We start from the raw sequence: 23229 nt of genomic DNA, 5'->3' as shown, positions 1-23229 counted from the left end.
ATCCAGAGGGGTCCAATGCTGCGTCGCAGCAGTACTGTCCTCCCCAACTGTACCTGTATTTAGCGGTACAGTTTGACTAAATTCACGGCCAACCGTCCCCTCGTATTCATATCCAGTTCTGGATGAGCAGGAGTTTCCATGGCCGTCGATTCGCGTCTTCCCAATTTCCGAAATCTCACCCCCGCTCAGCGCTGGGCGCATGTCGCCGCCGCATGCAATCTCAGCGACGAAGAGCGCGCATTGCTGGCGCAGGCCGGTGCGCTGCCAGCCTCCCTGGCTGACGGCATGATCGAGAACGTGGTGGGCACGTTCGAGCTGCCGATGGGGGTGGCGGGCAACTTCCGCATCAATGGCCGCGACGTGCTGATTCCGCTGGCAGTGGAAGAACCCTCCATCATTGCCGCCGCTTCGTACATGGCCAAGCTCGCGCGTGAGAATGGCGGCTTCGAAACGTCGAGCACCTTGCCGCTGATGCGCGCCCAGGTGCAGATCGTGGGCATCCGCGACCCCTATGGTGCAAGACTGGCATTGTTCAAGGCCCGCGAGGAGATCCTCGCGCAAGCCAACAGCCGGGACAAAGTGCTGATCGGTCTGGGCGGCGGCTGCAAGGACATCGAAGTCCATGTCTTCCCCGATTCCGCGCGCGGCCCTATGGTCGTGATGCACCTGATCGTCGACGTGCGCGACGCCATGGGCGCCAACACCGTGAACACCATGGCCGAATCGGTCTCGCCACTGGTGGAAAAAATCACGGGCGGTTCGGTGCGCCTGCGCATTCTCTCGAACCTGGCGGACCTGCGCCTTGCCCGCGCGCGAGTACGCCTGACGCCGCAAACCCTGGCGACCCGCGAGCGTAGTGGCGAAGAGATCATCGAAGGCGTGCTCGACGCCTACACGTTCGCCGCCATCGATCCCTACCGCGCCGCCACGCACAACAAGGGCATCATGAACGGTATCGACCCCGTCATCGTCGCCACAGGCAACGACTGGCGCGCCGTGGAAGCCGGAGCCCACGCCTATGCCAGCCGCAACGGCCGGTACACGTCGCTCACGCACTGGGAAAAGGACAATACCGGCGCGCTGGTGGGAACGATCGAGCTGCCCATGCCCGTGGGCCTGGTCGGCGGCGCCACCAAGACGCATCCGCTCGCACGCCTCGCGCTCAAGATCATGGACGTCAAGTCCGCCCAGGAGCTGGGCGAGATTGCCGCGGCCGTGGGTCTGGCCCAAAACCTGGGCGCCTTGCGCGCGCTGGCCACCGAAGGTATTCAACGCGGCCATATGGCGCTTCACGCCCGCAATATTGCGCTGCTCGCGGGCGCAGTCGGGCAAGAGGTGGAAGTCGTTGCCAAGCGTCTGGCCGCCGAGCACGACGTGCGCACCGACCGTGCACTGGAAGTCCTGAAGGAAATTCGAGCCGGGCGCTAAGTATCTTCGGCCTCGCCGGGGACAGCCGGGCGAGGCCTTCCGATCCGAAACGAAATAACAACGAGCAAAGGAGACAAGGCCATGCGTTCCGACAGGCAAGCGTCGCACGGGCAACTCGCGCAGGTGTGGGGAGATACCGTCGACCTCAGGCATCTGAGCTGGTCCATTCTGATGGGCATCGGCATCAGCGTGATCGGGTTTTTTGCGGCAAGCCGTTGGCTGAACTCGGTCGTCGAGTCCAGGCCACTGGCCCAGGCCTATGCCATGCTCGCGGGGCTGGCCGGCTGTGTGATCGCAGGTGTCATCTGCGCCCGCATCTTCCCGCCCAAGCGCGTGGTGACCGAAGAAGACGTCGCGAGCAACCCCGAATGGCGCGCCGAAGTGCTGCGCGAGCTGGAGCAGCAACCCGGCGGTCTGGGCTCCGTGTCCGACCTGCCCCCGGCCGTGGTGCAAGAGCTCAAGGCGCTCAAGCTCTACGAGCTCTTCGTCACGCCCGGCGCAACCCAAAGCCGTGATGGCCAATAACCCGCGGAGTACACGGCATGGATTCCCTGCTCATTGAACAAATTGGCGTCGCCGTTGGCATGGGCCTGATCGGCGCCATCGTCTTCGCGGCAATCGGACTGGTTTCCGGTACGGACGAAACCACGACGCTCGCACCGCTCACCCTGCTTGTCGTGTTGCTCGGCGTTCCGCCGGCAGGCGTGTTCACCTTCTTTCTCGCCGGCGCCGTGGCCAAGCACATGACGCACGCCGTGCCCACCGCGCTGCTGGGCATTCCCGGGGATACGCTCGCTACGCCCTTGCTGCAGGACGCGGACTTGCTGCGCAAGCTCGGCGTGCCGCACATTGCCTTGCGCAAGATGGTCTCGGGCGCCATTGTCGCGGCCTTCATCGCCGTGCCGCTGGCCGTGCTGTTCGCCGTGATGCTCGCACCGTTCGGCTCGGTCATCACCAAGACCGCCCCCTGGATTTTTCTGGCCGCGGCCGTGCTGATCGCCTATTTTTCCAAAGGCCGCTGGGGCGCAGTCGCCTTGCTCGTGCCTTTCGTGGTGGTGATTCTCGCGCTGCAGGCACTGACCGCCAAGTTCGACACGAAGCTGAGCATCAGCTACTTCCTCGGTATCGCCATCGGCCCGCTGGTCGCCGATCTGTTCACCGTCATGGCGCCCGCCGGTCGCAAAGGCATGTTGCGCGACAAGGTTCGCCAGTTCAACCTGGCGCCGGATGTCAAAGACTGGTCCGGCTATTTCCCCAACCCGCTGAAGGTGCTGGATCGAACCCAAACCCGTTGGACATTGGCGACTGCCGCCATTTCGAGCGCAACGTTCGTCTTCAGCCCCGTGGCCATGACCGTGGTGCTGGGCGAGTTGGTGGGCTCGCGCATCAAGCACGCCTATCACCGTCTGACCACGGTGCTGAGCACTCGCAATGGCGTGACGGAAGCCACGTATATCGCCGAAGCGCTGATTCCGCTGATTGCGTTCGGTTTGCCGTTGAGCCCCGTGGCCGCGGGCCCCGCTGCGCCGCTGTTCAACGCACCTCCGCGCTTCACGGTCGACGCGGCCACGGGCCAGACCCACAACCTGCACAACCTGCTGAGCCACTGGGAGTTTCTCGGCTACGGCATGCTGTCCGTATTGCTGGCCGCGGTGGTGTCCTATCCGTTTGCGATGAACTACGCGCGCCGTGCGGCAATGTTCGTCTCGCGCAAGGTCAGCCACGAAGCCATCATTGCCACCTTTGTCGGCCTGATCATCGTGATCAGCGTCTGGGAAGGCGGTCTGCTGGGGCTGTTGGTGATCCTGACCATGGGCCTCATGGGCGGCTTGCTCTCGCGTACCTTCGGGTTCAACACCGGCGTGCAGTTCATGGGCTATTACACAGCCGTACTCAGCGTTCCCGCGCTGCTCAAGCTGTTCTGAAAGGGAGGGTGGCGATGCCGGATACGTCGGAGCGCCGGGTGAAGGTCGTGGAGGTCGGGCCGCGCGACGGCCTGCAAAACGAAAAGCTGTCGGTGCCGTTGGGCGCCAAGGTCGAATTGATCGATCGGCTCAGCCGCGCCGGCCTGCGCTTTATCGAGGCGGCTTCGTTCGTATCTCCCAAGTGGGTGCCGCAAATGGCCGGCAGCGCCGAAGTCATGGCCTCGATCGAACGCCGCCCGGGCGTTTGCTACAGCGCATTGACCCCCAATCTGCAGGGGCTGGATGCCGCTCGGGCCGCCGGCTGTGACGAGGTGGCAGTCTTCGGGGCGGCTTCAGAAACCTTCTCGCAACGCAATATCAATTGCAGCGTCGCGCAGAGCCTGGATCGTTTCAGGCCGGTGGTGCAAAAGGCGCTGGAGGCCGGTGTGCCGGTGCGCGGTTATGTGTCCTGCGTGCTGGGGTGTCCCTACGAGGGCGATATCGCTCCCGAGGCCGTCCTGCACGTTGCGCAAGCGCTGTTGGCAATGGGGTGCCACGAGATTTCCCTGGGCGACACGATCGGGCGCGGCACGCCCGAGTCCACGCGCGAGCTGCTCGAGGTCTGCCTGAGAGACATTCCCGGCGAGCGCCTGGCGGGTCATTTTCACGATACCGGCGGCATGGCGCAAGCGAATGTCTGCCTCGCGCTGGACATGGGGCTTCGCACCTTTGACAGCGCTGTCGCGGGGCTGGGCGGATGCCCCTATGCCGAGGGCGCGTCGGGGAATCTGGCCACCGAAAAGCTGCTCGCGACTTTGCATGCCAGAGGCTACGAAACGGGCGTCGACATGGCCGGGGTCCAGGCCGCAGGACGCTATATCCGGCAGGTGTTGAGCGATTTGCGCCGCCAGCAAGCGGCGTGATGATCGAACCGCGGTCCACGCCGCGCTGACGAGCGGGCGTGTGCCGCGCAGCCCCGCCCGCCGGGGCGGACCGCTACGAGGCGAGGTCCGTGAGAACGGGCGTGAGCGCTTCGCGCGCGACGAACTCGAAGCGGGTGCCGTGGGCGTCGCGACACAGACGTCCGGCGCTCGGGAACGGGAAATGCGCCGGAATCACCAACGTGGGCTGGTTGGCGTGGCGTTCGACAAAGGCGGTGCGCGTTGCGGCCGATTTCGCCGGATCGTCGCAGAACCGCGTGCTCAACGCCGGGTGACGGCATTGCAGCGGCGAGTGGAAGAGGTCGCCGCTGAGGATCGCACGATCGTCCCCGCTCTCGATCACGACACACACGTGACCCGGCGAATGTCCTGGCGTTGGCATCAGCCGGACTTCGCCGGTGATCCGGTGATCGCCCCGGACGATGTCGGCCAGGCCGGCGTCGAGGATCGGCGCGATGCTGTCGGCCATGTAATCGCCCGTTCGCGCGATGCCCGGCGCTGCGCCATCGCCTTGCCAGAAATCGAGCTCGGCATCGACAAACAGGTAACGCGCGTTGGGAAAGCTCGGTTGCCAGCGCCCGTCCACCATCCGTGTATTGCCGCCCACGTGATCGACATGGAAGTGGGTGCAGACGACCGTGTCGACGCACTCGGGCGGCGTCCCGCTGGCAGCGAGCCTGTCCAGCCAACCCAGCGAGGCGTGGTCGAACCCGTGGCGTACCCGTGATTTGCAGTCGCCGACACAGGTATCGACCACGATGATCTTGCCTTCGCTGCGCACGACGAACCCCTGAATGGCCACCACGAGTCTGTCGGTGAGCTTGTCGAACCACGCGTCGTTCTCACCCGTGCGGATCTCGGCAAGCATGCTGTCGGTCGCATCGGGGAAAATCTCGCTTAGCGCGAGCAGGGGGGCGCAAGACTCCACCACGACGGTCACCGTTGCGTTTCCGACCTTCATCCCGAAGGTCATCGGCTGCGCAGGCCTGTCAGATAAATTCGGTGTCGTTTCCATAGGTTGCCTGTTGATGGCGCGCAGTCGGTCGGCGCGCCTCGAGTTGACGTGGTGTCGGTATGTCCGCCGATTCCAGGGACAAGCCCATTCGTCGCCGCTCAGAACCGGTGTCGAATTCCCGCGACCACGGCGGTCTGCTGCTTGTTGCTCGACGGCGCGGAGGCGAGGAACAAGACGGCCGTGGCGAGCGAGCCCGACGCCTTCACGTAATTAACGTAGGCGTAAATATCGGTCCGCTTCGACAGGAAGTAGTCGGCGCTCAGTTGTCCCTGATTCCAGTGCGATGTTGCGTCGATGCCGCCGTAACGGCCCAGCGAATAGACGTAAGCGGCCGACAACGCGAGCGCCGGGGTGACGTGATGGACGACGGTGAGGTCGAAATTGTTGATATACAGGCGGGTGCCGTCGAGGTACGTGTACCGGACATCGGACACGATGCCACCGACGTGCGTCTTGCCGAACGCGTACTGCGCGCCGCCGGCCACCACGCGCTGCCGCTCCACGCCGACGCTGGCATTCACCGGACTGGTGTGAAACAGCTGGAATGCCCCGCCCGAGTAATCGTCGCTCACGGCGCCCGACGGGTTCGCCGTGCCGGGCCGGTCGATAGTCAGGTAGGTCACGGCATATCGCTGACTACCCCAGACGTAATTGACGCCGGCGCTAAAGGCCCGGTTTTGCTGGAAGGCGCCCGCCTTGTTGCTGAACGCATACATTGATTCGAACTCGAGGCCGTTCCATTCCGGACTCCTGTACTTGACGGAATTGCTATAGCGGAAGTTGCCTTCGATGTTGTCGTTGCTGCCGATGCTCGTTGCCAGGCCCGGCCCCATGGACTGTGGTTCGATGCGATCCAGGTAGTCCCACAACACGTCGTATTGCCGGCCCGCCGTGAGCGTGCCGTATGTCCTGCTCGACAGCCCCACAAACGCCTGCCGTCCGAACATCCGGCCACCCTGGCCGAACTTGCCCTGATTGATGTCGAACCCATTTTCCAACGTGGCGATGGTGGACCACCCGCCGCCAAGGTCCTCGTTGACGCGGAACCCCAGCCGGTTGTTCTGATTCGCCCCGCTCACGAGCTGGACGGCCGAACTACCCGACTGGTTGCTGAAGTAGCCGATGCCGTCGGAAATGACGCCGTAGATGGTGAACGACGTCTGCGCCAGCACGGGCGCCGAAACACTCATGAAAGCCGCGAGACATCCAAACCTGAGTTTCATATGAATCACCCGTATCGTTATCGAGTTGGGGGGCATGACGCCGCCAGGCGATGGCGGGAAAGCATGGATCTATACGTAAGTAGTACTAATCGACGCTCGAATGGATGTCCCGCGCACGCGAGTTCCTGGCGTTTCAGATCGGCTTTCCTTCGCTGGACGACCAGTTACGCATCAATGTGTTGCTTGGCAAGCTCTCGTCGAGAAGCTTGCGCGACGCTTCGATGCCGGCGACCGGCAGGCCCGCCGGGTCCAGCAGGCCGATCTGCACCAGTACGCTCGCCTGATCCCAATAGATATGCTCGTTGTACAGCTTGTCGCCGCGAAAGCAGATGACGGCGAGCATGGCCACTTCGATGTATTTGCCTGTCGGCTCCACGCCGGGCAGCATCCAGTCGATCTCGCGGTCGTGCGTCGCGCAAAAGATGAACTCGTCGACGATACGGTCGGCGCCGATGGTTCGCGAAATCGGAATGAAGCGCGTATCGGCGGGGTTCGCGTGCACGAAGTGGTACTTGTAGAACCGCTTGAGCTCGTCGTGCCCCACGCCGCCGGTCATTGTCGGGATGTGGTTCACGTAAGGCGCATTGACCATGGTGGGCATGATCGCGTCGACGTCGCGTGACTCGAACTCGTGATAGCAATGCAGTTCCCACAGGGCATTGAGGTCATACACGGGGCCCAGCACCTTGCGAAGCAGGGCGATGGTGCGCGAATACGCCATGATCGACGCGGGCTTGTTGTAGTGCTCGCGCTCGGGTGTCGCGAACGCGTGATCGCAGTCCGCATAGACATAGTGCTCGATCTGCGGGTTCTCCGACAGCGCGGCGATGACGGTCTCGCGCACCGGTGGCGGCGAGAGGGCATCGTTCTCGGCGAAGTGAAAGACCATGGGGCAGCGGATCTGCGGCACTTCGTTCAGGAAAGCTTCCAGGCCCACGCCGTAATAGCTCACGGCGCAGTCGATATCCGTCGCTGCCGCGGCCAGCATGGCCAGTTTCCCGCCCAGGCAGTAGCCGACCGCGCCGATCTTTCCGATTTGCTGCGGCACGGCGCGCAGCGCCTTGAGGGTCGCGCCGATATCTTCGACGGCTTTGCCGAGGTCTAGGCGTTCATTGAAATCGAGGGCGCGTGCGAAATCTTCTTCGCCGTAGCCGAGCACGGTGCCCGGGGCCATGCGCCAGAACAGATCGGGCACCACGACCACATAACCTTCCTGCGCGAACCGGTCGGCCATCTCCTTCATGAAAGCGTTGATGCCGAAGATTTCCTGCAACAGGATCAGGCCCGGTCCCTTGCCCTGCTTCGGGGTCGCGAGGTAGGCCGAAAACGACTTCCCGTTCCCGGCCGCGATTTCGATGGTTTGTCCTGCCATGAGGTTCTCCTTTCGATAGGTGAAATCGATTCGGCGAGTCCAAATCGATGAATCGGGTCGACCGGTCAGCCGCTGCCGGCCAGTTGTCGCAGCACTGCGCTCCTGTCCGTGGCGAGGCCCGAGGCGATAGCCTTGGCCATGTCGCCGACATAGACATCCTCGGTGCCGTCGACGAGCGCGGCCAGTGTGGCGAGCACCACTTCGGAGGGCGCGAGCTTGGGCATGTCGCCCACGTCTCGCGACATATCGGTGTCAATCGCGCCGGGCATGACGGCGAGCACGCGCACGCCGTGCGCGCGAAGTTCGGCGCGCATGCCCTCGGTCATGCGCAGGGCGGCGGCCTTGGAGGCGCTCAGTGACGTCATCGCCGGCAATGTGGCGCGGGCCAGAATCGACAGAACATTGACGAGCGCGCCGCCATTGCGCTTGAGCGCCGGGGCGAATGCCAGCGTCATGTTCAGCGTCCCGAAGTAGTTCACTGCCATTTCCGCATGGGCGGCCTCCAGGTGGCCTGCCCGGAACGGCGGCACGATCCGGTTGATGCCGGCGTTGTTGATCAGCAAATTGACGTCGCCGGCAAGGTTTGCGGCGCGCGCGACGTCGGCGGCACGCGTGACATCCAGCGTTACCGGTACGACGCGCTCGTCGTTCCGCGGCAACAGCGCGACATCGCGCGCGCCGGCATAGACCTTGCGCGCGCCCTGCGCGAGCAGCGTTTGCACGAAACAGGCGCCAACGCCGCGATTGGCGCCGGAGACAAAGGCCACGGATCCTTCGACTTGCATGTCATGTCCTCGCAGTTTCGGGGGTCAGGTGCGCTCGGCCACGATGGCGCCGGCGGAATCGACCGTCAGACGGACCACGTCACCCGCATGGAGCGCGGCGGCCGAGCGCGCAATGACGACCGGGCCGGCCACGCTCAGGACGCTCGCGAGATGCAAGGGCGCCGCGTTGGGCAGGCCGACGCGTTGGCGTACAACGGTAGTCTCCGCGACGGTCCCCACGCCGAGCGGCACGCTTTGCCAATCGGCGCCGCCGCAGTTCGGGCAGAAGTAGCGCGCGGGAAAGAGCGTGTGATTGCACGCAGTGCACTGAAATGCCGACAACGTCATGACGCTTCTCCTGCTTCTCCCGCTTCTTCCGCTTCTCTCACTTGTCCCGCTTGTCCCGTAACGCCTTCGAGCACCACGGCATTGCCGCACATGCCGTAGCGATACTCGACCATGCCGTAGCCGCTCACGACGGCAAGTCGCGCGCCGGCCACCTGGCGCTCGCCGCCGCCGTGCTGCAACTGCGTGATAGCTTCGACGAGCCCGTGCATCCCGCCCGCGGCCCCCGCCTGTCCCGCGGACAATTGGCCTCCCGATGTGTTGACGTTGAGCTCACGCGCGGCAATGCGTGCGAGCAGGGCGCGTATGTCGCCGTCGGGCGCGAAGCCGAGCTCGGCAAGCTGAATCAGCGCCATGACCGGGTAGTCGTCGTACACCGAGATCACGTCCATGTCGCTCGGCGCGACGCCCGCCTGCTGCCAAAGGGCCGGCGCCACGACGGCCAGGGGCGTCGTCAGCCCGTCGCCGGCCTGATGGTCCGTGTTGTAAAGGCTCTGCAGCGCGCGAATACGCACACTGCGCGTACCGCGGACCAAGTTGGCGCGTGCGACGATGATGGCGTTGGCGCCGCAGACCACCGGCACACAGTCGAGGCGTCTCAATGGATCCGCGACGAGCGGTGCTTCCAGGTAGTCCGCGAGCGTCATCGGGTCGCGGTACACGGCATTGGGGTTTTGCGCTGCCCATGCACGCTGCGCCACGCACAATGCGCCGTAGTCGCGCGGGCTCAGATCGAACCGGCGGGCGTGGCGCTGCGTGAGCATCGCGAACACGGCATTGGGCCCGCCCGTCTCCAGCGGTCTGAGCAAATTGCGCGTCGTCAGGTTGTAGTGATCGACCAGTTGCCTGAAGTCGGACGTTTCAAAGCGGTCGCCGCAGAGCAGCGCGACGACGTTCGCGTCCCCGCACTGGATCGCCCGCGCCGCGTGCTGGAGCATGTTGATGGCGCTTGCGCCGCCATGGCAGTCGTCCATGCACCAGCGCGGGCTCAGTCCCAGCCGCCATGCCATGTCCACGGCATGGTCGGGGGCGAGGGTGAATGCGGCAACGCCCAGGCCATCGACGTCCTTGGCGGAGAAGCCCGACTGGGCGAGCACCCGGGAGAACGCGTCGGCGAGCAGATCGCCGGTGGAGGTTTCCGGGGCGCGTCGTCGATACGGAACCTCGGCGCCGGCGGCAATCAGCACGCCGCTGAAATCACGGTGTGTCATATCAATGCCCCTGCCGCTGGCTTCGGCGCGTGGTTTCCCGCGTGAACAGCAGGGAGACGACTGTGACGGAACCGAGGAACATCATCAGCAGCGCAATTGGCCAGGCGGCGTGGTAATGAGACAGCAGGGCGGTCGCGATCAGCGGCGACAGGCCGCCGGCAAACACCGATGCGACCTCGTGCCCGAGCGCCATGCCCGAATAGCGCACTTCGGTGCTGAACAATTCGCCCATCAAGCTGGGTTGGGTGCCGATCATCGCGCCGTGGCATACCGCGTTGCCAATCATGAACGCGAGCCAGATCAGCGCGGGGGTATGGGTGTCGAGCAGCCAGAAAAAGGGGAACGCCATCAGTACGAAGCCCAGCGCGCCGGTCATATACACCGGCTTTCGGCCCCAGCGGTCGGACAGTCGGCCCCACAAGGGAATCGTGAACAGTTCGGCGATCATCGATACGATCAGGCCGCCGAGCATGATCTCGTTGGGCACGCCGATGAATTTCCCGTAGACCAGCGCGAACGCAACGACAATGTACGAGCCGCCGTTCTCGGCCACGCGCAGTCCCATGGCCATCAGAATTTCCCTGGGGTGTTTGCGAATGACGTCGAGCAGCGGCGCACGCACGGTCTTGCCGGCCGCTTCCGCCTTCGAAAACTCCGTGCTTTCCGGCAGGCGCGACCGGATGTACACACCCACGCCGAAGATGACGATGGAGAGCACGAACGGGATGCGCCAGCCCCAGGCCATGAATGCGTCCTTCGGCAGCATTTGCACGGCGTAGAAAACGGCGGCGGAGAGCACGAAGCCGCCGCCCACGCCGATCTGGCTCCACGACGCGTAGTAGCCGCGTTTGTCCGCAGGCGCGGACTCGCTGATCATCAACACGCCGCCTCCCCACTCACCGCCGGCCGCAATGCCTTGCAGAATGCGCAGCACGATGAGCATCACCGGCGACCAGAAGCCCGCCTGCGCGTAGGTGGGCAGCAGGCCGATCAGGAACGTGGCTCCTCCCATGATGGAAAGCGTCCAGACCAGCGCGCCCTTGCGCCCGAACTTGTCGCCGATGTGGCCGAAGAGCACGCCGCCCAGCGGCCGGGCGGCAAAGCCGATGGCAAAGCCGGCGAATGCTGCCAGGGTGCCGAGAAGCGGGTCGGTCCCCTTTGGAAAGAACAGATCGCCGAAGACCAGCGCCGCGGCGGTGCTGTACAGAAAGAAGTCGTACCACTCCAGTGCATTGCCGATCACCGAAGCGAACACAATGCGCCGAAGCGATCGGTCGTCCATGTTGGCCACCGTCCCGCCTGATTCCGGGCCGCTATACGTTTGCGTGCTTGCCATCTGAAGCTCCTCCTGGTGCACCTGTCGATGCACGCGTATGGGGACGTGCGCGCCGTATCGTTGGCCGATGTGGGTGCACGGCGCCGTCGGGGTGGGAAATCCGGGCGATCACGAGCGTCTGAGGCGGTATCCCGATGAGTCGAGATCCCACGTCGACGCGCTCACGCCGCGTTCGCGCAGCTTGAATTTCTGAATCTTTCCGTTCTCGGTTTTCGGCAGGTCCGGCACGATGTCGAGGAAGCGGGGCACCGCAAAGTAGGGCAGTCTCGGTTCGCAGTAGCGAATCAGCTCGAGAGGATCGATGGTGTGGCCGGCGCACGGCACGACCGCTGCCATCACCTCGTCCTCCGCGAGCGCCGACTGCACGGCAAAGACGGCCGCGGTTTCGACACTCGGATGACTGAGCAGGACCTGTTCGACTTCGAAGGAGGAGACGTTTTCCCCGCGGCGTCGGATGGCGTCCTTGAGCCGATCGACAAAGCGGAAATAGCCGTCCTCGCTTCGTATGACGCGATCGCCGGTGTGGAACCAAAGATTGCGCCACGCTTCGACGGTCTTGTCGGGCATGCCGTGATAGCCGCTGGCAAAGGCAAACGGCTCGTTGGCGCGCAGGATCAGTTCCCCGGGTTCGCCGTCGGGCACGGGCATGTCGTTTTCATCGACGACACGCGCCTCGAAACCTGCGGCGAGGCGGCCCATGAAGCCCGCGCGCTGCGCGCTCACGTCGCCGCCGATCACACTGTTGGTCTCGGTGGAACCGAATCCGTCGATCAGCGCAATGCCGCAGCGCTGCGTGAACTCCCGATGGAAGTTCGCGGGCACGCCGGGAGCGAGCGCCACGCGCACGTTGTGTTGTCGCTCGTTGGCGCACGCCGGGCGACCGAGCAGGATCGGCACCATCGCCCCGAGCACGTAAGTGACCGTAGCGCCGGTGTCGACCAGCGAGTCGAAGAATCCGCTCGCGGAGAAGCGGCGGTCGACGACCTGCATGGCGTCGAGAATCAGGGCCTGGAAGAACGTATTGAGCGCGTTGGTGTGAAACAGGGGCAAACAGGTGTAGAGAACGTCGCCCTTGACGATGCCGAGATCGCCGCCGGTATTCCGGCCCCACCAGTAGAACTGAGCGTGCGGGCATACGACGCCCTTCGAGACGCCGGAGGTGCCCGACGTGTAAAGAATCGCGAACGGATCGCCGTCGCTCAGCGCTGCCGCCGGGATCGCGTCCCCCAGGGGCGGCACCGGCCGCGTGGGCCAGGCCGGGGCGAGCGCGCCCGGCATTGGATCGTCGATGAGCCAGATCTCCTCCAAGCGCAAGTCATCGACATCGAGCGCGTTGACCGAATCGGCCAACGAGGCCTCGGCGATGAGAAGTCGCGCGCCGCTGTTGCGCAGGATGTGCGCGAGCTGAAACCCGCGTGAGGCCGTGTTGATGGGGACGGCCACGGCACCGAGCCACGCGCAGCCGAGCACCATTTCGATGAATTCCACGCGGTTTCCGCACAGCAGCGCAACGTGGTCTCCGCGCCCGATGCCGCGCGCCGCGAGCGTGCCGGCGCGGCGCGCGGCAATCGAGATGGCGTCTGCGCCGGTCAATGTCGTCTTGCGGTCGGAGAACAGCGGCGCGCCGGGATTTCTCGCAGCGCGCGCACACAGAAGTGCCGGCAGTGTATGTCTCGCGCCTTGCGCCTGCGTCGCGGCATTGGCCTGCGCGACGATCGTTTCAATACATCCCATGTCTCGATACCCCTTCGATGAATGTGAAGGAGTCTAGAAATGGGTAACATATCCGTCAAATGCATCGTAAATATCATTACCATAAGTGCCATGGATATCAATGACGTCGACCTGAACCTGCTTCGGGTGTTTCACGCGGTCTTCGAAGAGCGCAACATTACGCGCGCCGGAGAGCGCATTGGTCTGTCGCAACCCGCGACGAGCTATGCGTTGTCGCGCCTGCGTGCGCTCTTTGACGACCCGTTGTTCGTGCGCGCGAGCGACGGCATGTTGCCGACGCCGACCGCGGAGCGGCTTGCGCTGCCTTTGGGCCGCGCGATGGTGTCCATTCAGGAGGTCCTCAACCACGACAAGGTGTTTGACGCGCGCACGAGCACGCGAAAGTTCAGGCTTTCGATGAGCGACATCGGCGTTCAGGTGTTCCTGCCGCGATTGTGCGAAGCGCTCCAGCACGCTGCGCCGAACGTGCGTCTGTCGGTCGAGCAGGTGGACGCCAGTGTGGTGGAAGAGCGGCTCCGGCTCGGTCAGCTCGACTTTGCGATCGGCAATCTGCCTACGCTAAAGGGCATGACGAACCACATCGTGATGTTTCGCGAGACGTATGCATGCATGACGCGCAAGCGCCCCGGCCTGCCCGCCCGGGTGCTCTCCCGGGAGCAGTTTCTTGCCATGTCGCACATCGCGGTGACGTCCACGGATTCGAGCCATCTCGTGATCGAGGAGACGCTGAGCGGCGGCGGGCTGCAGCGGCGCCTGGCCATTAGCGTGCCGCATTTCACGATCGTGCCGGAAATCCTGGAGCGGACCGATTGGGTGGCCACGCTGCCCAGGGGAGTGGCGCAGATTCTGAACGCGTCCGGGAAGTTTGCGATTTACCCGTTGCCGATTGAGGCGCCCGAGGCCGAGTCCACGATTCATTGGCATCAGGCGTTCGACGCGGACGAAGGCATACGATGGTTTCGTCAGTTCGTAGCGTCCGTGGTGGAAGCCTTGAGTCGCGGCAACTGGAAGACGGGGAGCACGGCGCGTGCGCCGCGACCGCGATCGAAGACCCAACGCGCGTGAGCCCGTCCATCACGTCTCGTCACTGCCGGGCGACTGCCGGCGCCGCGCGGGGGTCAGTCCCGCGGCTGACTGAAGTGCTCGCGGTATCGCTGCGGTGAGACGCCGAAGCGGCGCTGGAACACCTTGCGCATGTTGTGGGCGTCGCCGAAGCCGCATTGCCACGCGATCGTCTTGAGGGGGGCGCTGCCGTTTTCCAGCATGACGCGCGCGGCGTCGACGCGCGCGGCGCTCACGAACTCGGCCGGCGTCACGCCGGCGTCGCGCGCGAATACCCGCGAGAAGTTGCGCACGCTCATCTTCGCGACGGCCGCCAGGTCGCCGACCGACAGCGGCTCGGCGAGATGCTCCAGCACGTACTGCTGGACCTGCGCCACCGGGGAACTCGGCTCGGCGTAGGGCGTGAGGTATGGACTGAACTGCGACTGGCCGCCGGCGCGCTGGGTGAAGACGACCAGACGCTTGGCCACGTTGAGCGCCACTTGCGGGCCGTGGTCCTGCGCGAGCAGATGCAGCGACAGATCGATCCCCGCCGTAACGCCCGCCGACGTGTACAGATTGCCGTCCTGCACGAACAGACGATCGGCCTCGATGCGGGCCGCAGGGGCGCGTTCGGCAAGCACGTCGACATCGTTCCAGTGCGTCGTCACACGTTTGCCGTCGAGCAGCCCGGCGGCCGCGAGCACGAGCGCGCCATTGCAGATCGAGCCGTAGCGGCGGGCGCGCGGCACGGCGTTGCGCAACCATCGGGCGACGTTCGGGCCGAGATCGTCCATCAGCAACGACGGGCCGCCCGCGACCAGCAGCAAGTCGAGATGGCCGCCCACATCCTGATAGTGACGGCGCGGCAGCAGCGTCATCCCATTCGAGCATGCGATGGCGCCGTGCACGCTGCCGACGACTTCCGTCTGATAGTGATCGCCGGGCAACAGGAAGCGATTCGCCTCCGCGAAGACATCGAGCGGGCCGCTTACGTCGAGCGATTGCACGCCGGGGAAAACCAGCAGGGCGACGTTCCGGATCATGGCTTGAAAGCGCTGGCAGACATGGGCCGCATTTTGGCAGAAAGCGGCGCGCGCGCACGGGTGCGGTCGCCCGCTGGCGCGAAGATGCCGCCGTTTGGCGCAATCGGGCCGCCTGCCTTGCGCCACCGGCCGGGACGGCGCTTCGACAATCGGTGACATCGGCGGCGGCGCCATGAGGACGTTCGAATGCGTCGCCGCGATGCCCCCGAACGCCATCCCGAACAGGAGCCCCCATGTCCGATCACGCAAACCGCTCCGCCGGCGCCGCCATTGCCGGCCCCACCGAGGCCATTCATGCCGCTCATGACGCCCCTCACGCCCGTCACGCCCATCCCGCCCATCCCGCCACTTCGCGTGCGACCGGTGCGCCCGCCACGGCGGCGGGCGCTTCGTCCCGGGCGCCGGCCACGGCCAGCGTCCGCTACCCCGATGCGGCCTCGCTCGCGGAGCGGGTCGGCCCGGCATTTTCCGTCGACGGCATGCTGCTCGCGCGCAACAAGACCCGCGAAGCCATTCGCAACATTGCCGCGCAGGTGCGACCGGGCATGTGCGAGGAAGACGCCGTGGCGATGGCCAGGCGCACCCTTGCGGCGGCCGGCCTCGAATTGAGCTGGCACCCCACGCGCGTTCGCTTTGGCAGGAACACGCTCAAGCCGATGCGCCAGCCGTCCGAGCCGGGCGTGGTGCTCGCCGAGAACGATCTGTTCTTCATCGACATTGCGCCGCGCTTCGACGCGTGGGAGGGTGACGGCGGCGCGAGCTTCGTCGTGGGCGAGCACGCCGGATACGCGCGTTGCGCGCGCGACGCCGAAGCGTTGTTCCACGACGTGCGCGCCAAGTGGCTGCGCGACGGCGCGTCGGGTCACGCGCTCTACGCGTATGCCGACGAGGTCGCGCAACGCATGGGCTGGACGCTGAACTTCGAGCTGCCCGGTCATCGCGTATCGGACTTCCCGCATGCCGCGATTCACACCGGCACGCTGGCCGACTTCGAAGCGACGCCGTCGGCCATGCGCTGGATTCTGGAAATTCATTTGCTTGATCCGCAGCGGCGCTTCGGCGCGTTCTTCGAGGACATGCTGCTCGACGACACGTATTACTGAGGCGCCGGCGGCGATGGCGGCACGACGGGACGCCGTTCTTTGGGTGTCGTTTGCTATACTGCGAACGATTCTCATTTGCAAAGCGGGTGTCCAGCCTTCCGGCCACACCCGGCCGGGGACAGGAGGGGCGCATGCCCGCCGACGACACGCTGCACGGACTCTACAACGACCATCATGGCTGGCTTCATGGCTGGCTGCATCGCAAGACCGGCTGCTCGCACCGCGCGGCCGATCTTGTCCACGACACGTTCGTGCGCCTGCTCGAGCGTGATCCGCCTCGGCTGCTGGCCTCGCCGCGCGCCTTCCTCACCACCGTCGCCCAACGCGTGCTGTACAACCACTGGCGGCGCGAAGCGATCGAGCGCGCCTATCTCGAGGCACTGGCGCGCGAGCCCGAGGGTTGCGAGTCATCGCCCGAGGCGCGCGCCGTCGTGCTCGAGACGCTGGTCGAGATCGATCGCTGTCTCGACGGTCTGCCGCCACTTGTCAAACGGGCGTTCCTTCTCGCGCAGCTCGACGGACTCACGCATGCCGAGATTGCCGCGCGACTCGGCATTTCGCTGGCTACCGTGAAGCGCCATCTCGTGCGGGCCGCAACGCAGTGCTTCTTTGCGATGGGCGCACGATGACGCAACGAGCAACGGCCGTTGGCGGTTTCGACGCCGACGTGGCGCGGCAAGCCGCCGAGTGGTGGATCACGCTGCATGGCGGCGATGCCACGGACGCCCTGCGCGCGGCTTGCGCGCGGTGGCGCGAGGCGCATCCGGAGCACGAGCGGGCATGGCGCCACATCGAAGGTGCGGATCTGCGCATGCGGCAGGTCTCGGACACGCTGGGCGCCACCGCGGTGCGCTCGGCGCACTCGGTACTTTGGGCGCCGCGCTCGCGCGGGCGCCGTCATGCGCTCAAGGCCATGGTCGGCGCGGCGTTCGTGGGCGGCGGGGCGTGGCTCGCGAGCGATACGTCGATCATGCAAGGCTTGCGGGCGGACGCGCATACCGGGGCGGGCGAGCGCGGCACATGGCGTCTGGCCGACGGCACGACGTTGGTACTCAATACCCGCAGCGCCGTGCGATGGTCGATGGACGGCGGCGTGCGGCGCATCACGCTCGTCGACGGCGAAATCATGGTGACGACGGGCAAGGACGCGAGGCATGCCCTGCCGCGCGCGCTGGTGGTCGCCACCGCGCAGGGCACGCTCATGCCGATGGGCACGCGCTTTGCCGTGCGTCAGCAGGCGGGCGGCGTCACGCAGGTGCAGGTGTTCGACGGCGCAGTGCGCGTCACGCCCGCGGCAGCGGGGCCCGGCGAGATCCCGCGCACCGTGCGGGCCGGCGAGCAGACGCGCTTCACGGCGCAGCGGGCGAGCGCCGTCGCGCCGCTTGCCGACGGCGATGGCGCCTGGGCCGATGGCATGTTCGTCGCCGCCGACATGCGGCTCGATGCGTTTCTTGCCGAGCTCGCGCGCTACCGGCGCGGCTATGTGCGGTGCGATCCGGCAGTCGCGGCGCTGCGCGTGTCCGGGACGTATCCGCTGGCGGACACGGACGCCATCCTCGCCATGCTGCCGCACGCGCTGCCCGTTCGCGTTTCGTCGCTCACTCGCTATTGGGTGACGGTCGGGCCGCGAGGCTGACCCGGCGGGCGTTGCGTCTTTTTTGCCGGAAAGGTGAGCTGTTTTGGCGTGCTCGCGTGACAGGGCAAGTGAAACCCCTCTTTCATCGCCCGCTCGAGATCGCTCACCATGGCTGTCGTACTCCCCGACGTTTGTCCCGTTCCCGTTCGCCCCGCCGGTTCGCGTGGCCGCCACCAGGCCGAGGCGCCGCCGCCGGGGCTTCGCCGTCGCGCCATGTACGCGGCGGTGGGCGTTGCGTTCGCCGCGGCGCTGCCCGGTGCGAACGCGATCGCGCAGACGCCGGGCGCTGCCGGGCCGGCAATGCCCGCAACGGCGGCGGCAGGCGCCGCTGCGCGCGCTTACGACATTCCGGCAGGCGCGCTCGACGCCGTGCTCGCGCGTTTCGGTCGCGAGGCCGGCATTCTGCTGACGTACACGCCGTCGTTGACGTCAGGCAAACGCAGCCCCGGCGTCCAGGGGCGCCTCGACGTGCCGGCCGCCTTCGGCCGGGTGCTCGCGGGCACCGGGCTCGTCGCGTCGCCGCAAGGCGCGGGCTACACGCTCGTGCCGCAGCCGCAGCCGCAGCCGGAGCCGGTGGCCGGGGGCGCGATCGGCAGCGCGGCGGCAGGCGACATCGCGCTGCCGATGACGCACGCGCAGGCGCAGCCCTGGGCCGACGGCTATCGGATGCCGGCGCAAGCCAATGTCTCGCGCTCCGACGCGCCGGTGCTTGACATCCCGCAAGCGATCAACGTGGTGCCGCAACAGGTGCTAGCCGACCAACGCGCGCGCACGCTGGACGACGCGTTGATCAATGTGAGCGGCATCGTGCAGGGCAACACGCTCGCGGGTACGCAGGACACGTTGCTCAAGCGGGGTTTCGGAGGCAACCGCGACGGCTCGATCATGCACAACGGCATGCCGCTCGTGCAGGGGCGCGGGCTGAACGCCAACGCGGACGCCGTCGAAGTGCTCAAGGGGCCGACGTCGCTGCTCTACGGGATCATGGACCCCGGCGGGGTCGTCAACGTGGTGAGCAAACGCCCCATGCTCGAGCGGTATACGGCGCTCAGCGTGGCGGGCACGACGTATGGGCACGGCAAGAACGGGGCGCAGGAAACACTCGACACCACCGGGCCCGTCGGCGAGACCGGGCTGGCGTACCGGCTCGTCGTCGACCAGAACAATCAACAGTACTGGCGCAACTTCGGCTCGCAGCGCGAGACGCTCGTCGCGCCCGCGCTCGCCTATTACGGCCGCGACACGCAGGTCGTGCTCTCCTACGAGTATCGCAACTTCCTCACGCCGTTCGATCGCGGCACCGTCATCGATCCGACGACGAACAAGCCGCTCGCCGTCCCGGCGCGAGAGCGTCTTGACGACGTGCACAACGAAATGGCGGGGCAGTCGCATCTGGCGCAGCTCACCGTGGATCATCAATTCGATGCGGCCTGGAAAGCGCATCTCGGCTACAGCTACAACAACGAGACATACGACGCGACGCAGTTGCGCGTGAATGGCATCAACACGAAGACCGGCATCATTTCGCGCAGCAACGACGGCACGCGCGGCTCGGACAGCACCGACAGCTACGGTATTGCCTATCTCGACGGGAAGGTGCAAGTGGCCGGCATGCGGCACGACGTGCAGTTCGGCGGCGACTGGGAGTATCGGCGGATCTATCGGCGCGACCTGATTCGTCAGGCGTCGAAGTGCACGTTCTTCTATCTGAACCCGGTGTACGGCTGTGAGGTGATCCCGAGCACCGTATCGGCGAGCGACAGCGATCAGACCGATACGCTGCACGACGCGTCGCTGTTCTTTCAGGACGCCGTTCATGTGACGGATCGGTGGATCGTCGTGGGAGGCGTGCGGTGGCTGACCTACAGCCAGATCGCGGGCAAGGGCCGACCGTTTCAGGCCAACACGAATCTGTCGGATGCGAAGTGGTTGCCGCGCGCCGGTGTCGTCTACAAGGCGACCGAGCACCTGTCGCTGTACGGCAGCTATTCGGAGTCGCTCAAGCCGACGTCCACCATCGCGCCGTTGGCCAGCGCAGTGGTGATCGACTCGAACGTCGCACCGGAGCATGCGAAGTCCTACGAACTCGGCGCAAAGCTCGACATGCCCGAAGGGCTGAGCGGCACGCTGGCCCTGTTCAACATCGACAAGCGCAACGTGCTCGTCTCCCAATTCAACGACGCGACCAAACTGATCGACTGGCGGACCTCCGGGGCGGCGCGTTCGCGGGGCGTCGAGCTCGATGTGTCGGGCCGTATCGGGCAGCGGTGGAATGTGATCGCCAGCTACGCGTTCATCGACGCGAAGACCACCGACGATCCGCTCTACGCCGGTAACACGCTGGCGAACGTGGCGCGCCATACGGCCTCGCTCGCGGGCGTCTACGACTGGGGGCCCGTGCTGGGCGGGGGCTTCGGTGGCGGCCACCTGCGGCTCGGGGCGGTCGGGCGCTATGTCGGCGCGCGTCCGGGGGATTCGGCCAACAGCTTCACGCTGCCGGCGTACTTCGTCGCCGACGTGTTCGCCACCTACGATACGAAGATCGGGCGCCGACCGGTGCACTTGCAGTTCAACGTCAAGAACGTGTTCAACAAGACGTATTACCCGTCGAGCGCCAGCCAGTACTTCGTGGCTGTGGGCGACGCGCGTTCGGCCACGCTCCTGGCGACGTTCGAATTTTGACGGGCGCGCGCGGGAGCTCGTGCATGTGTGCTCAGAGCAGGTCGTCGCTCGGCAGCAGGGTGAAGGCGCCCGCCACCGAATTGCGCCAGAACGACGCGTAGGGCTCGACGTCGAACGTGCGCGGCTGCCCGTTCTCCTCGCCCACCCAGCGCAACGCCGGCATGGTCGGCGGGATGGGCGTGGGCGGCGTTGCGTCCGGCGGCGCGAGCACCACCCGGAAACTGGTGCGCGGCGATGTGGCCCGATCGAAGATGCGCGCCATGCGGTCGGCGAAGTCGGGACTGTGGATGACGATCGCCAGTTCCGTGTTCAGACGCACCGAGCGCGGGTCGAGGTTGAATGAGCCCAGAACGACGTCGCGCCGGTCGATCACGTAGGCCTTGCCGTGAAGGCTCGCACGCGAGGAGCCGCCGAATTGCACGCGCCGCGGGGAGGGGGCATCGGTGTCGCTGCGAATCGGTTTGAATTCGTAGAGCTCGATGCCGGCCCTGAGCAGCGCGGGGCGGTAGCGCGCGTAGCCGGCGTGGACCGGTACGACGTCCGTCGCCGCCAGCGAGTTCGTCAGCACGCGCACTTTGACGCCGCGTTGGGCGAGCTTCGACAGGAATCGGACGCCGCCGTCCATCGGCACGAAGTACGGGGAGATGATCAGGAACTCGCTTTGCGCGTTTGCCGCGAGCTGGCGCAGCTTTTCACCGGGCGCGCTTTGCGTCTGGCCGGCGGGGGCGTCGAGTTTGTCCGGCGTGTCGGCCGCGAGCTCGGCCGGCGCCCAGAAGAGCGGCACCTTGCCGGTGCGCAGCCCGTCGGCCAGCGGCGGCTGATGCAGCGCCTCGCGACCGGCGGGCAGGGCGTCGGCGTCGCGCCAGTGCTGTGCGAGCGCGTCGCGCGTGGCGGCGAGCGTCTCGTCGTCGATCTTCGACTGGACCTGCTTGAGCGAGTAGGCCTGGGGGCTCGTCCAGAAATGATCGAAGCTGCGCGAGACGGCATCGACCACCGGTCCGGCGCACAGCAGATCGAAGTCGCGAAAGGAGAGATCCGGGTTGGCGTCGAAGTATTCGTCTCCCAGATTCCGGCCGCCAATGATGGCCACCTGGTTGTCGGCCACAAGCGCCTTGTTGTGCATGCGGCGGTTGAGCTGGTCGAAGCGGGTGAGCAGGTTGCCGGCTCGCTCGAGCAACGTGGTGTCTCGCGTGCCGAAGGGGTTGAACACGCGGATCTCGATGTTGCGGTGCTGGTCGAGCACGGCGAACGCGGGGTCCGTGTGGCGGCGGTTGATGTCGTCGACCAGCATGCGAATGCGCACGCCTCGATCCGCGGCATCGAGCAGGGCCTGGAGCAGCAGGCGGCCGGTGAGGTCCTCGCCGGCGCTGTAGTACTGGACGTCGAGGCTGTGCTGCGCCGCCTGTACGAGAGCGATGCGCGTGGTGAATGCCGCGGAGCCGGTGGCCAGCAGTTGAAAGCCGGACTGCTTGTCGTGCGCACGGATCGCGGGCGCGAGGGCGCTCGCCAGCGCGCCCGGGGTGTTGGCGGGCGTGTGGGACGTCCACTGCGACGGTTCCGCCGGTGGCCGCACCGATGTGCAGGCCGCAACGGCAAACGCGAGGGCGGCGATGCCGATCCATCGGTGAAACCCGGACCGATGGGCGCGGTGCGAGCTGGGGTCGGCGGGGGTGGTGGGGGTGGTGGGGGCGGACCGTGATGGCGCGTCGGCGCTGGCCGAAGGCGGAGCGGGCGGGCGTGAGCGAGGCGAAATGTACGTTGAAGGGACCATCCCGGACGCCCTATATATAGAGAGGAATTGCTGAGAAGAAGACGCCATCAGACGCCATCGCGTCCGCCTGACCTTTCCATATGGGCAAGCTTTTGGGAAGCATATGCGATTTCGTTGGTTGCGTCGTCGGGGGATGCGCGGATACAGTGAACCCGTCTCCTCCATGTGTCCTGTCCCGTGGAACTCGGCCCGCCCTTGAGGCGGGCTTTTTTTGCCTGCTTTCGCGTCTTTTCAAATTATTTTCACAAAGGCCTTGCACGGCTTCGGGGTTTTCACTAATATCTCGTCTCTCGCAACGACGGCGACGCGGCGCAAGCAGCGAAGCGATGGGGCGGGAGGGGGCCGAGAGGCCCCGGTGGTTGGCGGTTTTGAGCGGGCGAGTCGCTACGGCGGCGAGCGGGAGGTGCGAAAAAACTGTTGACGACGACGAGAAGCTGCGACATAATCTCACTTCTCTGCTGCTGATGCAGCGACGCGAAAAACGAAGCAACGGCGCGGCAAGTTGTTGGCGACGAAGCGAAGTCAGACGCGATTGATCTTTAAAAATTGAACAACCGATAAGTGTGGGCACTCGATGGATGGTGCGTCTGCTTCGGCAGATAAGCTTTAAATTTATTGAGGCTCACATAGTAAAAGGTAAGTTAAGCAATTAACTTGTCAGCCTACTTTGAGAGCGA

Annotated in this window: 19 protein-coding genes; 9 read left to right on the top strand and 10 right to left on the bottom strand. The window is 65.7% G+C overall.

Features of this window, described 5'->3' with window-relative positions:
- The first annotated feature begins 138 nt into the window (after positions 1-138).
- The 4 genes from CDN36_RS16880 (at position 139) to CDN36_RS16865 (ending at position 4255) form a co-directional block, all read left to right on the top strand.
- Positions 139-1428, top strand: a complete 1290-nt coding sequence (locus tag CDN36_RS16880; RefSeq protein WP_287497347.1) for a hydroxymethylglutaryl-CoA reductase, degradative — start codon at positions 139-141, stop codon at positions 1426-1428.
- Positions 1429-1509: 81 nt separating this feature from the next.
- Positions 1510-1953, top strand: coding sequence for a hypothetical protein (locus CDN36_RS16875; protein WP_150555626.1), 444 nt, complete (start codon positions 1510-1512; stop codon positions 1951-1953).
- A gap of 17 nt (positions 1954-1970) precedes the next feature.
- Positions 1971-3353, top strand: a complete 1383-nt coding sequence (locus CDN36_RS16870; protein ID WP_287497346.1) for a tripartite tricarboxylate transporter permease — start codon at positions 1971-1973, stop codon at positions 3351-3353.
- 14 nt (positions 3354-3367) lie between these two features.
- The gene (locus CDN36_RS16865; protein WP_287497345.1) at positions 3368-4255 is read left to right on the top strand and encodes a hydroxymethylglutaryl-CoA lyase; all 888 of its coding nucleotides are present in this window, start codon (positions 3368-3370) and stop codon (positions 4253-4255) included.
- 73 nt (positions 4256-4328) lie between these two features.
- Here the strand turns inward: CDN36_RS16865 and CDN36_RS16860 are convergent, their stop codons facing one another.
- The 8 genes from CDN36_RS16860 to CDN36_RS16825 all read right to left on the bottom strand — a co-directional run bounded on the left by CDN36_RS16860 (position 4329) and on the right by CDN36_RS16825 (position 13273).
- Entirely contained in the window at positions 4329-5234 is a 906-nt protein-coding gene (locus tag CDN36_RS16860) for an MBL fold metallo-hydrolase (protein WP_241014264.1), read from the bottom strand.
- Positions 5235-5386: 152 nt separating this feature from the next.
- The gene (locus tag CDN36_RS16855; protein WP_287497400.1) at positions 5387-6478 is read right to left on the bottom strand and encodes a porin; all 1092 of its coding nucleotides are present in this window, start codon (positions 6476-6478) and stop codon (positions 5387-5389) included.
- Positions 6479-6644: 166 nt separating this feature from the next.
- Positions 6645-7883, bottom strand: a complete 1239-nt coding sequence (locus CDN36_RS16850; RefSeq protein ID WP_287497344.1) for a dienelactone hydrolase family protein — start codon at positions 7881-7883, stop codon at positions 6645-6647.
- 65 nt (positions 7884-7948) lie between these two features.
- On the bottom strand, positions 7949-8668 hold the full coding sequence (locus tag CDN36_RS16845) for an SDR family NAD(P)-dependent oxidoreductase (RefSeq protein WP_287497343.1): 720 nt from the start codon (positions 8666-8668) through the stop codon (positions 7949-7951).
- Positions 8669-8692: 24 nt separating this feature from the next.
- Positions 8693-8995, bottom strand: a complete 303-nt coding sequence (locus tag CDN36_RS16840) for a Zn-ribbon domain-containing OB-fold protein (RefSeq protein ID WP_150555633.1) — start codon at positions 8993-8995, stop codon at positions 8693-8695.
- Complete coding sequence (locus CDN36_RS16835) at positions 8992-10203, bottom strand: thiolase family protein (protein ID WP_287497342.1); 1212 nt, start codon at positions 10201-10203, stop codon at positions 8992-8994. Before CDN36_RS16835 ends, CDN36_RS16840 begins: the two co-directional genes overlap by 4 nt.
- A gap of 1 nt (position 10204) precedes the next feature.
- Positions 10205-11539 (bottom strand): MFS transporter, encoded by a 1335-nt coding sequence (locus tag CDN36_RS16830; protein WP_150555635.1) that lies wholly within the window; start codon positions 11537-11539, stop codon positions 10205-10207.
- A 108-nt stretch (positions 11540-11647) separates the two neighbouring features.
- Complete coding sequence (locus CDN36_RS16825; protein WP_287497341.1) at positions 11648-13273, bottom strand: ATP-dependent acyl-CoA ligase; 1626 nt, start codon at positions 13271-13273, stop codon at positions 11648-11650.
- A 90-nt stretch (positions 13274-13363) separates the two neighbouring features.
- Here CDN36_RS16825 and CDN36_RS16820 point away from each other — a divergent pair, with 90 nt between their 5' ends.
- A complete protein-coding gene (locus CDN36_RS16820) occupies positions 13364-14338 on the top strand; it encodes a LysR family transcriptional regulator (RefSeq protein ID WP_150555637.1) in 975 nt (324 codons plus the stop codon).
- Between the two features lie 53 nt (positions 14339-14391).
- On the opposite strand, the gene CDN36_RS16815 is transcribed toward CDN36_RS16820, so the two are convergent.
- Positions 14392-15360 carry a GlxA family transcriptional regulator gene (locus CDN36_RS16815; protein ID WP_502920382.1) on the bottom strand — a complete coding sequence of 323 codons (969 nt, stop codon included), beginning with the start codon at positions 15358-15360 and terminating at the stop codon, positions 14392-14394.
- A gap of 479 nt (positions 15361-15839) precedes the next feature.
- Here CDN36_RS16815 and CDN36_RS16810 point away from each other — a divergent pair, with 479 nt between their 5' ends.
- From CDN36_RS16810 to CDN36_RS16795, 4 genes are all read left to right on the top strand, one after another.
- Entirely contained in the window at positions 15840-16463 is a 624-nt protein-coding gene (locus tag CDN36_RS16810; RefSeq protein WP_287497398.1) for a M24 family metallopeptidase, read from the top strand.
- 131 nt (positions 16464-16594) lie between these two features.
- Positions 16595-17092, top strand: coding sequence for a sigma-70 family RNA polymerase sigma factor (locus tag CDN36_RS16805; RefSeq protein ID WP_287497340.1), 498 nt, complete (start codon positions 16595-16597; stop codon positions 17090-17092).
- Positions 17089-18099, top strand: a complete 1011-nt coding sequence (locus CDN36_RS16800) for a FecR domain-containing protein (protein ID WP_287497339.1) — start codon at positions 17089-17091, stop codon at positions 18097-18099. Before CDN36_RS16805 ends, CDN36_RS16800 begins: the two co-directional genes overlap by 4 nt.
- 108 nt (positions 18100-18207) lie before the next feature.
- Positions 18208-20781, top strand: a complete 2574-nt coding sequence (locus CDN36_RS16795; protein WP_502920381.1) for a TonB-dependent siderophore receptor — start codon at positions 18208-18210, stop codon at positions 20779-20781.
- Positions 20782-20812: 31 nt separating this feature from the next.
- Here CDN36_RS16795 and CDN36_RS16790 read toward each other — a convergent pair whose 3' ends face one another.
- Positions 20813-22354: a phospholipase D family protein gene (locus tag CDN36_RS16790; protein WP_244958161.1), complete on the bottom strand. Its 1542-nt coding sequence runs from the start codon at positions 22352-22354 to the stop codon at positions 20813-20815.
- Positions 22355-23229: the final 875 nt, after the last annotated feature.

Origin of the sequence: Pandoraea sp. CB10b_02 (genome assembly GCF_002216225.1) — a bacterium.
Lineage (GTDB): Bacteria > Pseudomonadota > Gammaproteobacteria > Burkholderiales > Burkholderiaceae > Pandoraea > Pandoraea nosoerga.
Note: the sequence above shows the minus strand (reverse complement) of the source record. Positions and strands in the feature narration are given on the sequence as shown.